Below are 14273 nucleotides of genomic sequence, written 5' to 3' on the forward strand. Positions count from 1 at the left end.
GGTACTGCACCATGCTGTCGACACAGCTTCAGGTTGACCCGTTTCATTCTTCCTCTCGAATTTCCCCGTTTTCGCTTGTCAGCGCCATCCTCGGCTGCGCGGCGTTCAACCCGTCCGGGTCTGAGCCTGTTAGCCTGCGCGCGCGAAACCGCCGCACCTGAAACATCCCCAAAAACAACAACTCCCGTGGAGACACTCATGAACCGATCCCTGCGCCGTTTCGCCCTCGCCGCCGGTTGCGTGCTGTTCGCCGGCCAACTGATGGCCGAACCGAAACGTCCGGAATGCATTGCCCCCGCCTCCCCCGGCGGCGGTTTCGACCTGACCTGCAAACTGGCGCAAAGCGCGCTGGTCAACGAAAAACTGCTGACCAAACCGATGCGCGTGACCTACATGCCCGGCGGCGTCGGTGCGGTAGCGTACAACGCGGTGGTAGCGCAGCGTCCCGCCGATGCCGGCACGCTGGTGGCGTGGTCCAGCGGCTCGCTGCTCAACCTGGCTCAGGGCAAGTTCGGTCGGTTCGATGAAACCAACGTACGCTGGCTGGCCGCGGTCGGCACCAGCTACGGCGCCATCGCGGTGAAAAGCGATTCGCCCTACAAAACCCTCGATGATCTCGTGCAGGCGCTGAAGAAAGATCCGAGCTCCGTGGTCATCGGCTCCGGCGGTACCGTCGGCAGCCAGGACTGGATGCAGACTGCGCTGATCGCCAAAGCCGCCGGGATCAACCCGCGCGACCTGCGCTACGTCGCCCTCGAAGGGGGTGGCGAGATCGCTACCGCGCTGCTCGGCGGTCATATCCAGGTCGGCAGTACCGACATCTCCGACTCCATGCCGCACATCCAGAGTGGTGACATGCGCCTGCTGGCCGTGTTTGCCGAGAAACGCCTGGACGAGCCGGAAATGAAGGACATTCCTACCGCTCGCGAGCAAGGCTACGACATCGTCTGGCCGGTGGTGCGCGGCTTCTACCTCGGGCCAAAAGTCAGCGATGAAGACTACGCCTGGTGGAAAGACTCCTTCGACAAACTGCTGGCCTCGGAAGACTTCGCCAAGCTGCGTGATCAGCGTGAACTCTTCCCGTTCGCCATGACCGGTCCCGAGCTGGACACCTACGTCAAGAAGCAAGTGGCGGACTACAAGGTACTGGCCAAAGAGTTCGGCCTGATTCAGTGATCGTCTCGGTCTAGCGTCCATGGCCCTTTCAGCGGGGCCATGGCAGGAGTTCCCTCATGCTTATTCAACGCATTTTTGCCTCGGTGCTGTTGCTGGCCTGTGCCGGCCTGGCGCTGATGGCGTGGCCGTATCAGGCGGCTTTTTCCTACGAACCGGTCGGTCCTCGGGCATTCCCTCTGTTGATGCTGGGTCTGATGAGCCTGGCGCTGCTGTACATGGTGTTTCGCCCGGCGCCGATCAAACACAGCGATGACGAACCGCCGCTGGATCGCGAAACCCTGACCAAGATCGCGATCTGCGTCGCCCTGCTGCTGGTGTTTGCCGGCTTGTTCGAGCCGCTGGGCTTCATTCTCAGCAGCATTCTGATCGGCATTCCGATGGCGCGCCTGTATGGCGGGCGCTGGTTACCGAGCGTCATCGTCACAACGCTGATGGCGATCGGTCTGTACGTGCTGTTCGACCGCGTGATGGACGTACCGCTGCCCCTCGGCCTGCTCGACGTTCTGGAGAACTGATATGGATACTCTCGGTTATTTGGGTCAGGGCTTCGGCGTCGCGCTGAGTCCGTACAACCTGGTCACCGCCCTGACCGGCACGCTGATCGGCACCGTGGTCGGCTTGTTGCCGGGCCTGGGCCCGATCAATGGTGTGGCGCTGCTGATCCCGATCGCGTTCGCCCTCGGACTGCCGCCGGAATCGGCCCTGATCCTGCTGGCGGCGGTCTATCTGGGCTGCGAATACGGCGGCCGGATCAGCTCGATCCTGCTGAACATTCCGGGCGAAGCCTCCACCGTAATGACCACCCTCGACGGTTACCCGATGGCCCGCAAAGGCCTGGCCGGCGTGGCGCTGTCGTTGTCGGCGTGGAGTTCGTTCATCGGCGCCTTCATCGCCACCTGCGGCATGGTGCTGTTCGCCCCGCTGCTGGCGAAATGGGCGATTGCCTTCGGACCCGCGGAATATTTCGTACTGATGGTGTTCGCGATTGTCTGTCTCGGCGGCATGGCCGGTGACCGGCCGGTGAAAACCTTTATCGCGGCGTTGATCGGTCTGTTCCTGTCCAGCGTCGGCATCGACGCCAACAGCGGTGTGTACCGTTTCACCGGCGACAACATTCACCTGACTGACGGCATTCAGTTCGTGGTGCTGGTACTGGGCCTGTTCTCGGTCAGCGAAATTCTTCTGCTGCTGGAGAAAACCCACCGCGGCCAGGAAGCGGTGAAAGCCACCGGGCGGATGATGTTCAACTTCAAGGAAGCGGCGTCGGTGTTCGTGGTGAACATCCGTTGCGGCCTGCTCGGTTTCATCATGGGCGTGTTGCCGGGTGCCGGTGCGACCCTCGCCAGCGCCGTGGCCTACATGACCGAGAAACGCATCGCCGGTGCCAGCGGCAAGTTTGGCCAGGGCGACGCCCGCGGTCTCGCTGCGCCGGAAACCGCCATCGGTGCCTCCGCTTGCGGCGCGCTGGTACCGATGCTGACCCTCGGTGTTCCGGGTTCGGGTACCACAGCGGTGATGATCGGCGCTCTGTCGCTGTACAACATCACCCCCGGCCCGCTGCTGTTCCAGCAACAGCCGGACATCGTCTGGGGCCTGATCGCTTCGCTGTTCATCGCCAACATCATGCTGGTGATCCTGAACATCCCGATGATCCGCATCTTCACCCGCATCCTCGCCGTGCCGAACTGGGCACTGGTGCCGGTGATCGCGATCATTACCGGGATCGGCGTCTACGCCGTGCACGCGACCACGTTCGATCTGTTCCTGATGGTCGGCATCGGCATCTTCGGCTACATCCTGCGCAAACTGGACTTCCCGCTGTCGCCAGTGCTGCTGGGGTTCATCCTCGGCGGCCTGATGGAGCAGAACCTGCGCCGGGCGCTGTCGATTTCCAACGGTGCGCTGGAGATTCTCTGGTCGAGCCCGATCACCTTCGGCGTCTGGGTGCTGACCGCGATCATGTTGCTGATGCCGCTGCTGCGCATCTGGCGCAAACGCTCGGCCGCGCAACGCGCCGTTGCCGATGTCTGATCGGCTCTCCCTCAAAACCTGGTGGGGAACCCCGCTGGTCGGTCTGCTTGGCGGTTTCATCGCCAGCCAGATCGGCTGGCCGCTGCCGTGGATGGTCGGCTCGTTGCTGGCGATCATCCTGGTGCGCTGCCTGACCCCGTGGCAATTGACAGAAATCCCTGGCGGCCGCAAGTGCGGCCAGTGGATCGTCGGCATCGGTATCGGCCTACACTTCACCCCGCTGGTGATGGAGCAGGTACTCGGCCACTTCGGCCTGATCTTCTTCGGCGCACTGGTCACCAGCCTCTCGGCGGTGGTCGGCGTGTGGCTGATGCGCCGCACCGGCGAGGATCGCGCCACAGCGTTTTTCTCCAGCATGCCCGGCGGCTCCGGCGAGATGGTCAACCTCGGCGCCCGCAACGGCGCGCTGCTCAGCCATGTCGCGGCCGGGCAGAGTCTGCGGGTGCTGGTGGTGGTGTTGTGTGTACCGGCGGCGTTCAAATATCTGCTGGGTGACGGCACCCCGATTTCACACGCCGGCAGCGTCGATTGGCGCTGGCTGGCGATTCTTTTTCCGGCGGGCGGCCTGCTCGCCTGGCTCTGGCAACGTCTGCGTCAACCTAACCCTTGGCTGTTCGGTCCGCTGCTGGTCAGCGCGGCGGTGAGCATCGGCTGGGATCTGCACATCGGCCTGCCCAATGGCGGCAGCCAGATCGGCCAGTGGCTGATCGGCAGTGGGCTGGGTTGTCACTTCAACCGCCAGTTCTTCCGCCGCGCGCCATCGTTCATGGGGCGCACGTTGATCGGCACGGCGCTGACCATGTTGATCGCGACACTGGCGGCGTTGGGATTGAGTGCGCTGACCCATCTGGACCTGCGCTCGCTGACGTTGGGCATGATGCCCGGCGGGATCGCAGAGATGAGCCTGACGGCGGAAACCCTGCAACTGTCGGTGCCGCTGGTGACGGCAATGCAGGTGATGCGGTTGTTGTTCGTGCTGTTTCTGGCGGAACCGTTATTCAAATACTGGAACCGCCAGCCCTGAGCATCAGACCACCGGCGGCAGGCGCCACTCGATCGGCGCTTCGCCGTTCTGCTCGAGGAATTTGTTGGTGCGGCTGAAATGCCCGCAACCGAGGAAGCCGCGATAGGCCGACAGTGGCGACGGATGCACCGAGGTCAGCACCAGATGTTTGGTGGCATCGATCAGCTTCTGCTTGCTCTGCGCATGGGCGCCCCACAGCATGAATACCAGATGCGGTTGTTTCTGGCTGACCACCTCAATGATCCGGTCCGTGAAGAACTGCCAGCCCTTGTCCTTGTGCGCGTTGGCGTTGGCACGCTCGACGGTCATGGTGGTGTTGAGCATCAACACGCCCTGATCGGCCCAGCTCTGCAGATAGCCGTGGTTGGGGATGTCGATGTTCAGGTCGCGCTTCAACTCTTTATAGATGTTGACCAGCGACGGTGGCGCCGGCACGCCCGGTTGCACCGAGAAGCACAAGCCGTGGGCCTGGCCCGGGCCGTGGTACGGGTCCTGGCCGAGGATGACCACTTTCACCTTGTCCAGCGGCGTCGAATTCAGCGCGTTGAAGATCATCGGGCCCGGCGGATAGATTTCCTTGCCGGCCGCCCGCTCCTGCTGCAGAAAAGTGCGCAACTCTGCCATGTAGGGCTGGTCGAATTCGGCACGCAGTGCCTCCTTCCAGCTCGGTTCGAGTTTGATACGGTCGTCAGCAGTCATGGTCATACCCGGCAAAAACAATGGGGCGAACCCTAGGAAAGCCGACCACGCTTGTCAATTGATCTGACGCAGATCCGGCACTTTCCCACACAGCGATCATACTGATCGTTCAAATTCCCGATCGAGGTCACGATGAATCTGCACTTCGAAGAACTCACCGGCACCGACGGCGCGCGCATCGGCGTGGCCACGCTGGATGCCGAAAAGTCGCTCAATGCGCTGTCCCTGCCGATGATCCACGCCCTGAGCGACAAACTGAACGCCTGGGCCAAGGATCCGCAAATCGTCTGCGTGCTGCTGCGCGGCAACGGCGCCAAGGCCTTCTGCGCCGGCGGCGAAGTGCGCAGCCTGGTGGAAGCCTGTCGCGCCCATCCCGGCGAAGTGCCGCCGCTGGCCGCACAGTTTTTCAACGCTGAATACCGTCTGGACTACAGCCTGCATACTTACCCGAAACCGTTGATCTGCTGGGGCCATGGTTATGTGCTCGGCGGCGGCATGGGCCTGCTGCAAGGCGCGAGCATCCGGATCGTCACGCCGAGCAGTCGTCTGGCGATGCCGGAAATCAGCATCGGCCTTTACCCGGATGTCGGCGCCAGCTGGTTTCTGTCACGTCTGCCGGGCAAGCTCGGCTTGTTCCTTGGTTTGACCGGCGCGCACATGAACGGTCGCGATGCGATTGATCTGGACCTGGCCGACCGTTTCCTGCTCGACGAACAGCAACAGGAACTGATCGACGGCTTGTTGCAGTTGAACTGGCAGGAACAGACTGCCATGCAGCTCAACAGCCTGCTCAAGGCGCTGCAGCAGGAAGCCGTGGCGCAGATGCCTGAAGCGCAATGGCTGCCACGGCGCCAGGTAATCGATGATCTGTTGGATGTCAGCGATGTAACGTGCGCCTGGAAAGCCATCAGCCTGCATCGGGACAGCAACGACCTGTTGATTGCCCGTGCGGCGAAAACCATGAGCGAAGGTTCGCCACTGACGGCGCATCTGGTCTGGGAGCAGATCATCCGCGCCCGCCACATGTCGCTGGCCGAAGTCTTTCAGATGGAATACACCCTGAGCCTCAATTGCTGCCGGCATCCGGAATTCAGCGAAGGAGTCCGGGCGCGGCTGATCGACAAGGATCACAAACCGCACTGGCACTGGCCGGACATCGCCCGGGTGCCGGACGCGGTGGTCGAGGCGCACTTTCACAAAGTCTGGGAGGGGCGGCATCCGTTGGCGGATCTCTCCAGTTACTGAAATCCAGGCACAAAAAAAGCGGCGCTCAATGCGCCGCTTTTTCTGCGGGGGGTTACCAGCGGTTGCCGTGTCGGCCGTAATCGCCACGTCCACTGTGACGGTCGTAATTGCCACGACCCCGGCGGTCATCCCAGCCACCGCGACGGTGGTCGTCCCAGCGTCCGCGATCATGACCGTGCCAGCGACGGTTCTCGTAGTAGCGCGGGGCCGGTTGGTAGTAACGGGGCGCTGAATAATAACGGGGCGCCGGTTGGTAATAGCGCGGTGCTGGCTGGTAGTAGCGCGGCGCCGAGTAGTACGTGCTGCCGCCGCTGTAGTAGGTGCCGCCGCTGTAGTACGAAGGTGCCTGCGATGTGTAGACCTCTGAGCTGTAGTAGCCATCTCCGTAGGAATAAGGGACGCATCCGCCAAGGGAAAAAAGCATCACGGTAAACAGAAGAATTCGGCGATACATGGCGGCCTCCTGGACCGCGGGTAGCCACACCAGCGACGCTGGCAGGCGTCAGTCTTTTATTCGGCGACTGACGAAATATCTGACAGCGATTTCGGCATCCGGTGCGTTTCTGCAACAACTTGAAACAAGTGATTGATGAAACCTTGTTCATGCAGAAACGCCGTCATTCAGCCGCTGATTAGTGGTGCCCACCGTGGTATCCGCCGCCGTGATAACCCCGTCCGTAACCGCCGCGATAGCCATGGCCGCCGTAGTAATAGCGGGCGCCACCGTAGTAACGCGGGCCGTAATAACCACCGTAGTAATAGGGCGAGTAATAGCCGGGATAGTAGTAGGGCGTGGAGTAAACATCGTAGCCGCCGGCGTAGTAGTAACAGCCGGACAGCCCTAGACCGAGCACTGCTCCCAGCAGCACCCGACGCAGCAATTTTGAAATACGCATGGCGGCCTCCTGAAAGACCTGTGACAGCAGTCGGCACAGACCGGCTGACATCAGATTTGACTGGCTGACCGCTACCGAGTGCCCAACCCTCAGGGGCATCGGATCAGCGGCAGCGGACGCTGCATGACGGTGCAACCGCGCACCAACACAAAGCGCCCACAGGCGTTCGCCATCCGCCGTAACGTCACGAAAGCCCGTAACAGAGCGCCCGACCCGACTTGGCACGCCTCTCGCTTTAGCAAACTCGTGCAGGAGTCATCAAAGGTTCGCGGCACCACAATTTGCAATGGCTGACTAGGGTTCCGGCTCGCATCTGCGAGTGGCTGGTCCGAGAGTTGGCGACCTCCAGTTGAGGTTACACGGCGGGACAAAAGCCCGGGAGACAAGCCACCGTTCGCGGTGCCGCGTTGCCTTCCTGTCCGCCCTCGATCAACTGGAGAAGCCACCATGTCCCGACTACGTTTGCCCGCCCTGCTCGCCGCCGCGTTCGCCGCGCTGATCAGCACTCAATCGCCCGCCGCGCAGAAAGACCACTTCAGCGTCTGCTGGACGATCTATGCCGGCTGGATGCCATGGGAATACGCCGGTAGCCAGGGCATCGTCGACAAATGGGCGAAGAAGTACGGGATCAAGATCGATGTGGTCCAGCTCAACGACTACGTCGAATCGATCAATCAATACACCGCCGGTCAGTTCGATGGCTGCACCATGACCAACATGGATGCGCTGACCATTCCCGCCGCCGGTGGCGTCGACAGCACTGCGCTGATCGTCAGCGATTTCTCCAACGGCAATGACGGCATCGTCCTCAAGGGCGAAGGCAAGAAAGTCGCCGACCTCAAGGGCATGGACGTCAACCTGGTCGAACTGTCGGTCTCGCATTACTTGCTGGCCCGCGCGCTGGATTCGGTGGATCTCACCGAGAAAGACCTGAAAGTGGTCAACACCTCCGACGCCGACATTTCCGCCGCCTTCAACACCGAGCAGGTCAACGCCGTCACCACCTGGAACCCGATGCTTTCGGACATCAAGGCCAAACCGGGCGTGACCGAAGTCTTCAACTCCAGCCAGATCCCCGGCGAAATCATGGACATGATGGTGGTCAACAGTGCCACCCTCAAAGACAACCCGGCGCTGGGCAAGGCGCTGACCGGCGCGTGGTTCGAAGTGGTCGACTTGATGAACGCGAAAAACGCGGCGGGCAAAGCCGCGCTGGAGCACATGGCCAAGGCCTCGGGCACCGACCTGGCCGGATTCCAGGCGCAACTGGACACCACAAAACTGTTCGCCACACCGAAAGAAGCCCTGGCGTTCGCCACCAGCAAGCAACTGCCGGAAACCATGCGCAGGGTTGCCGAGTTTTCGTTCCAGCACGGTTTGCTCGGTGAAGGCGCGAAAGACACCAGCGCGGTCGGCATGGCGTTCGCCAACGGCGTGACCAGCGGCGACACCGGCAACCTCAAGCTGCGTTTCGATCCGACCTACGTGCAGATGGCCGCTGACGCCAAGCTGTAAGCCACGGAGGATTTGGCCATGCGCCTGATCAATCGCCACCCGGATCGCCCGAGTCGCCTGTTGCTGGTGATCCTGCCGTTCGCCCTGGTGCTGTTCGCCTATTTCATGGGCTCGGCCGAGCGCCTGGCGGACAATCCCAACGACAAACTGCTGCCCAGCGCGGTGCAGATGACCGACGCGGTGAAACGCCTGGCCTTCAACGCCGACAGCCGCACCGGTGAATACCTGTTGTGGCAGGACACCGCGTCGAGCCTGCGACGCCTGGCCATCGGCCTCGGCATCGCGGCACTGGCCGGGTTATGCCTGGGCATGGCCGCCGGCACCCTGCCGCTGTTCGGCGCACCGTTGTCGCCGATGCTGACGGTGCTGTCGATGGTGCCGCCACTGGCGATCCTCCCGATCCTGTTCATCGTCTTCGGCCTCGGCGAGCTGTCGAAAGTGATGCTGATCGTGATCGGCATCACCCCGGCCCTGGCCCGAGATCTGGAACAGCGCGCCCGGGACATCCCCGTCGAACTGCTGATCAAGGCGCAGACCCTTGGCGCCTCGACCTGGACATTGATGCTGCGTGTGGTGCTGCCGCAACTGTTGCCGCGTCTGCTGATCTCGCTGCGGCTGATGCTCGGTTCGGCGTGGCTGTTCCTGATCGCCGCCGAAGCCATCGCCTCCACCGACGGTCTGGGCTACCGGATTTTCCTGGTGCGCCGTTACCTGGCGATGGACGTGATCCTGCCGTACGTGGTCTGGATCACCCTGCTCGCCTGGCTGATGGATTGGGGCCTCAAATACCTGACCCGTCGGGCATTTCCCTGGTATGAGGGGGCCGCCAAATGAGCTTCATCACGGTGAAAAACGTCTGGCAGCAATACGCCGACCAAGTGGTGCTCGAAGGCTTGAACCTCAACGTCAACGAGGGCGAGTTCTGCACGCTGGTCGGTGCCTCGGGCTGCGGCAAGTCGACCTTCCTGCGCCTGCTGCTGGGTCAGGAAACCGCCAGTCGCGGCGAGATTCTGCTCGACGGTCAGCCCCTCGCCCACGAACCGGATGCCAGCCGTGGCGTGGTGTTCCAGCGCTACTCGGTGTTCCCGCACCTGAGCGTACTGGACAACGTCGCCCTCGGCCTCGAACTGCCTCGCGCGCCACTGCTTGGACGTCTGTTCGGCGGCGCCAAACGGGACGCCCGCGAGGAGGCCTCGGCGCTGCTGCACAAAGTCGGCCTCGGCCATGCGCTGGACAAGTACCCGGCGCAACTCTCCGGCGGCATGCAACAGCGGCTGGCGATCGCCCAGGCGTTGATCATGAAACCGCGCGTGTTGTTGCTCGACGAACCGTTCGGTGCGCTCGATCCGGGCATCCGCAAGGACATGCACGCCCTGCTGCTGGAGCTATGGCGCGAGACGCAACTGACGGTGTTCATGGTCACCCACGACCTGTCCGAAGGTTTCAGCCTCGGCACCCGTTTGCTGGTGTTCGACAAGGTCCGCCTCGACCCGCACGCCCCCGGCGCCTATGGCGCCCGCATCACCTACGACATCCCTTTGAACAGCGACCGCCGCGCCCAACGCGCCGCCGTCGACGCCCTGCCCGCCGAGCTGGCCGGCACGCTTCGTATTGCCTGAGAGGACTGCTCCCATGACTGATTCGACCCAACTGTTTCGACCCTTCGCCGAGGAAACCCTGCCCGGTGGCGGCCACCGTTCCTTCGTCCTGAAACGCGGCCAGCTGCTGCGCCTGACCGACCTGCGCGGTGGGGCCAACGTCAGCCTGACCTTACTCAACGCCAACGAAAAAACCGAACGCCTGAACCTGCCCGACAGCCTCAAATGCCAACACACCGCCAAGCTGACCGCCGGCCATTGCCTGTACTCGGACATGGGCCGCGTGCTGGCGGCAATCACGGCGGATACCTGCGGCTGGAGCGACAGCCTCGGCGGTGTGCTGTGCGCTGAAGAGGTCGCGGAAAAATACGGCCAGGGCCGCTATCAGGAACTGCGCAACGGCTTCTTTCGCAACGGCACCGACAACCTGCTGGTAGAACTGGGCAAGTGGGGCCTGGGCCTGTCCGACCTGCTGATGACCCTCAACCTGTTCAGCCGGGTCAACGTCGATGAAACCGGGCGCTTCCATTTCGTCGAAGGCCATTCGAAGGCCGGCGATTACATCGAGCTGTACGCCCCGATGGACACCCTCGTCGTCCTCACCGCCTTGCAACACCCGATGGACCCGTCGCCCGACTACGCGCCTAAACCGCTGAAGCTGAGCTGGATGAACGCCGACCCAAGCGTCGCCGAACACTGCCGTACCTCGCGCCCGGAGAACGAGCGCGGCTTTATCAACACCGACCGTTTGTTCGCCTGAGGATCATCGCCATGTCAGTTGCTATCGCCACTTCGCAAAAACAACCCGACGCTGCGGTGTACCGCGCCACCATTCCCGCCGGCGAACCCTGGCTGATGGAGGTCAAGGCCGGCCAGACTCTGCGTATCCTCGATCTTGAGGGCAACCAGGCGGTCGATACGCTGTTCTATAGCCTCGCCAATCCCCGCGAGCGCTACGACGTGCAACGCACTTTGCGCCGGCAGAACAGCGTGTACCTGAGCACCGGCAGCGTTTTGTATTCCAACCTTGGCAAACCGATGCTGACCATCATCGCCGACACCTGCGGCCGCCACGACACCCTCGGCGGCGCCTGCGCGCAGGAGAGCAACACCGTGCGCTACGCCCTGGAAAAACGCTACATGCACAGCTGCCGCGATAACTACCTGCGTGCCTGCGTCCACGACGGACGCCTGAGCAAAGGTGACATCGGGCCGAACATCAATTTCTTCATGAACGTACCGGTGACCGCCGACGGCGGCCTGACCTTCGAGGACGGCATTTCCGCGCCGGGCAAGTACGTCGACCTGCGCGCCGAGATGGACGTGATCGTGCTGATCTCCAACTGCCCGCAACTGAACAACCCGTGCAACGCCTACAACCCGACACCTGCGGAGCTACTGGTATGGAACTGACATTCGCCCGTCTGCGCCGCTGGTTGTTTGCCCTGTGCCAGGCCCGTTCCGGCCAGTGTCTGAAATCCCCAAAACACCCCTGAACCCTGTGGGAGCTGGCTTGCCAGCGATGGCGTCGGCACAGCCAACATTGATGATGACTGACACACCGCCATCGCGGGCAAGCCCGCTCCCACAAGGTCAATGGTGACTTTCGAAATTGTGATTTTGCCGTCGGGGACGACCCCGGCGCTCATCGAAAAACTGCGGGACGGCCCGCATCCCCTTCAGGGGTTTTGCCATGTTCGAAAAAGTCCTGATTGCCAACCGTGGCGCGATTGCCTGCCGCATTCTGCGCACCTTGCGTGAACTGCACGTCGAAGGCGTCGCGGTGTACTCCGAAGCCGATGCCGCCAGCCTGCACATCCTGCAAGCGGACGAAGCCCACAGCCTCGGTGAAGGCGCCGCGGCCAGCACCTATCTGGCCGTGGACAAGATTCTCGCCATCGCCAAAGCCACTGGCGCCACCGCGATCCATCCGGGCTACGGCTTTCTTTCCGAGAACGCGGCGTTCGCCGAAGCCTGCGCCAACCATGGCATTGCCTTCATCGGCCCGACACCGGAGCAACTGCGGGTGTTCGGACTCAAGCACACCGCACGGGCCCTGGCCAAACAGCACGGCGTGCCGATGCTCGAAGGTACCGAACTGCTCGACAGCCTCGACGCCGCGCTGATTGCCGGCGCGCAGGTCGGTTATCCGGTGATGCTCAAAAGCACCGCCGGGGGCGGTGGCATCGGCATGCGCGTGTGCCGTAACGCCAGCGAACTGAGCGAGTCGTTCGAGGCGGTGAAGCGCCTCGGCCAGAACAACTTCAGCGACGCCGGAGTGTTCATCGAGAAGTACATCCAGCGTGCGCGGCATCTGGAAGTCCAGGTGTTCGGCGACGGCCAAGGCGCAGTGATCGCCCTCGGCGTGCGCGACTGCTCGGTGCAGCGGCGCAATCAGAAAGTCCTCGAAGAAACCCCGGCACCGAACCTGCCCGAAGGCATGGCGGATGAGCTGTGTGCGGCGGCGATCAAACTGGCCAAAGCGGTGAATTACCGCAGCGCCGGCACCGTCGAATTCGTTTTCGACAGCGATGCGCAGCGCTTCTATTTTCTGGAAGTGAACACCCGGTTGCAGGTTGAGCACGGCGTTACCGAACAGGTGTGGGGCGTCGATCTGGTGCGCTGGATGATTGAACTGGCGGCGGGAGATCTGCCGCCGCTGAGCACATTGTTTGAGGGCCTGAAACCGGACGGCCACGCGATTCAGGCGCGACTGTACGCGGAGGATCCGGGGCGCGATTTCCAGCCGAGCCCAGGGCTGCTGACCGCTGTGGAGTTTCCTGCGGCCAACGGCATTCAACTGCGCATCGACACCTGGGTCGAGGCTGGCTGCGAGATCCCGCCCTACTTCGATCCGATGATCGCCAAAGTCATCAGCTGGGCGCCAACCCGCGAACAGGCCCGCGCCGAACTGCACCAGGCCCTCGGCGACAGCCAGCTGTACGGCGTGGAAACCAACCGCGATTACCTGCGGCAGATTCTGCTCGATACACCGTTCGCCAGCGGTCAGCCCTGGACCCGTTGCCTGGAAGGCCTGGTGTACCGGGCCAACACGTTTGAAGTGCTGAGCGCCGGCACCCAGACCAGCGTCCAGGACTACCCCGGTCGCCTCGGTTACTGGGCGGTCGGCGTGCCGCCTTCGGGGCCGATGGACAGCCGCGCGTTGCGCCTGGGCAATCGCTTGCTGGGCAATGCCGAAGGCGCGGCGGCACTGGAAATCACCATGAACGGGCCGCTGCTGCGCTTCAATTGCGATGCGGTGGTGGCGGTGACCGGGGCGCCGTTGGCGCTGACCCTCGACGGCGAAGCGGTGCCGATGAACACCGCGCTGTTGATCGAGGCAGGCAGCCAGTTGAATCTCGGCGGTTTGCAAGCCGCCGGCGCCCGCAGCTACCTGTGCCTGCGCGGCGGCCTGCAGGTGCCGGACTATCTGGGCAGCAAAAGCACCTTCACCCTCGGTCAGTTCGGCGGTCATGGCGGGCGAGCCCTGCGCGCCGGGGACGTGTTGCACCTGGCCCCACTGAGCGACCGCAGCGCCGGGCAGACCCTGGCCCCGCATCACGTCAGCGCGTTGCCCGCCGTGCGCCGGATCCGGGTGATCTACGGCCCCCACGGCGCGCCCGAATATTTCACCGAACACTACATCGACACGTTCTTCGCCACGCACTGGGAAGTGCACTTCAACTCCAGCCGTACCGGCGTGCGCCTGATAGGACCAAAGCCGGAATGGGTGCGCGCCGACGGCGGCGAGGCGGGGCTGCATCCATCGAACATTCACGACAACCCCTACGCCATCGGCGCCGTGGACTTCACCGGCGACATGCCGGTGATCCTCGGCCCGGACGGCCCGAGCCTCGGTGGTTTCGTGTGCCCGGTGACGGTGATCGAGGCCGATCTCTGGCAACTGGGTCAACTCAAGGCCGGGGACAAAGTGCAGTTCGTGCCCGTCGATCTCAAGACCGCACGCGATCTCGCCCTCAAATGGGACGCCTGTGGGAGCTGGCTTGCCAGCGATGGGGCCCGAGCAGACACCGCGTCAACTTCATCGCTGGCAAGCCAGCACCCACAGGCCCTCGTGTCGCCGGGGAT

Annotated in this window: 14 protein-coding genes and 1 riboswitch; of the genes, 11 read left to right on the plus strand and 3 right to left on the minus strand. The window is 63.0% G+C overall.

The genetic code is table 11. From position 1 onward, the window contains the following. Positions 1–198: 198 nt before the first annotated feature. From JKA62_RS22870 to JKA62_RS22885, 4 genes are read left to right on the plus strand one after another with little or no spacing between them, the layout of a single operon-like run. Positions 199–1176 (plus strand): Bug family tripartite tricarboxylate transporter substrate binding protein, encoded by a 978-nt coding sequence (locus JKA62_RS22870; protein WP_011332896.1) that lies wholly within the window; start codon positions 199–201, stop codon positions 1174–1176. Between the two features lie 56 nt (positions 1177–1232). Continuing rightward, on the plus strand, positions 1233–1691 hold the full coding sequence (locus JKA62_RS22875) for a tripartite tricarboxylate transporter TctB family protein (RefSeq protein ID WP_011332895.1): 459 nt from the start codon (positions 1233–1235) through the stop codon (positions 1689–1691). A 1-nt stretch (position 1692) separates the two neighbouring features. Then, positions 1693–3207 (plus strand): tripartite tricarboxylate transporter permease, encoded by a 1515-nt coding sequence (locus tag JKA62_RS22880; RefSeq protein ID WP_011332894.1) that lies wholly within the window; start codon positions 1693–1695, stop codon positions 3205–3207. Beyond that, complete coding sequence (locus tag JKA62_RS22885; RefSeq protein ID WP_201819586.1) at positions 3200–4231, plus strand: AbrB family transcriptional regulator; 1032 nt, start codon at positions 3200–3202, stop codon at positions 4229–4231. Before JKA62_RS22880 ends, JKA62_RS22885 begins: the two co-directional genes overlap by 8 nt. A 3-nt stretch (positions 4232–4234) precedes the next feature. Here the strand turns inward: JKA62_RS22885 and ung are convergent, their stop codons facing one another. Beyond that, positions 4235–4930 carry a uracil-DNA glycosylase gene (gene ung / locus JKA62_RS22890; protein WP_201819588.1) on the minus strand — a complete coding sequence of 232 codons (696 nt, stop codon included), beginning with the start codon at positions 4928–4930 and terminating at the stop codon, positions 4235–4237. Between the two features lie 132 nt (positions 4931–5062). Here ung and JKA62_RS22895 point away from each other — a divergent pair, with 132 nt between their 5' ends. Beyond that, positions 5063–6175 (plus strand): enoyl-CoA hydratase/isomerase family protein, encoded by a 1113-nt coding sequence (locus JKA62_RS22895; protein WP_201819589.1) that lies wholly within the window; start codon positions 5063–5065, stop codon positions 6173–6175. A 52-nt stretch (positions 6176–6227) separates the two neighbouring features. Here the strand turns inward: JKA62_RS22895 and JKA62_RS22900 are convergent, their stop codons facing one another. Both JKA62_RS22900 and JKA62_RS22905 read right to left on the minus strand, forming a co-directional pair. Next, complete coding sequence (locus JKA62_RS22900; protein WP_011332890.1) at positions 6228–6629, minus strand: hypothetical protein; 402 nt, start codon at positions 6627–6629, stop codon at positions 6228–6230. A 178-nt stretch (positions 6630–6807) separates the two neighbouring features. Then, positions 6808–7071 (minus strand): hypothetical protein, encoded by a 264-nt coding sequence (locus JKA62_RS22905; protein ID WP_064383076.1) that lies wholly within the window; start codon positions 7069–7071, stop codon positions 6808–6810. Positions 7072–7354: 283 nt separating this feature from the next. After that, positions 7355–7455: riboswitch (guanidine-I (ykkC/yxkD leader) on the plus strand. A 63-nt stretch (positions 7456–7518) separates the two neighbouring features. Between JKA62_RS22905 and JKA62_RS22910 the strand changes: the two genes are divergently transcribed. The 6 genes from JKA62_RS22910 to JKA62_RS22935 form a co-directional block, all read left to right on the plus strand. Further along, on the plus strand, positions 7519–8586 hold the full coding sequence (locus tag JKA62_RS22910) for a putative urea ABC transporter substrate-binding protein (RefSeq protein ID WP_085655521.1): 1068 nt from the start codon (positions 7519–7521) through the stop codon (positions 8584–8586). A gap of 18 nt (positions 8587–8604) precedes the next feature. Next, positions 8605–9420 carry an ABC transporter permease gene (locus tag JKA62_RS22915; protein WP_085611623.1) on the plus strand — a complete coding sequence of 272 codons (816 nt, stop codon included), beginning with the start codon at positions 8605–8607 and terminating at the stop codon, positions 9418–9420. Next, the gene (locus JKA62_RS22920) at positions 9417–10205 is read left to right on the plus strand and encodes an ABC transporter ATP-binding protein (RefSeq protein ID WP_201819590.1); all 789 of its coding nucleotides are present in this window, start codon (positions 9417–9419) and stop codon (positions 10203–10205) included. The genes JKA62_RS22915 and JKA62_RS22920 overlap by 4 nt, the downstream gene beginning before the upstream one ends. A 13-nt stretch (positions 10206–10218) precedes the next feature. After that, entirely contained in the window at positions 10219–10944 is a 726-nt protein-coding gene (locus JKA62_RS22925; RefSeq protein ID WP_201819591.1) for an urea amidolyase associated protein UAAP1, read from the plus strand. A gap of 11 nt (positions 10945–10955) precedes the next feature. Beyond that, entirely contained in the window at positions 10956–11597 is a 642-nt protein-coding gene (locus JKA62_RS22930) for an urea amidolyase associated protein UAAP2 (RefSeq protein ID WP_201819592.1), read from the plus strand. 280 nt (positions 11598–11877) lie between these two features. Then, positions 11878–14273: 5-oxoprolinase/urea amidolyase family protein (locus tag JKA62_RS22935; protein WP_201819593.1), on the plus strand; the 2396-nt coding region annotated here is incomplete at its 3' end.

It is taken from the genome of Pseudomonas sp. B7 (assembly GCF_016735645.1).
Classification (GTDB): Bacteria; Pseudomonadota; Gammaproteobacteria; order Pseudomonadales; family Pseudomonadaceae; genus Aquipseudomonas; species Aquipseudomonas glycinae.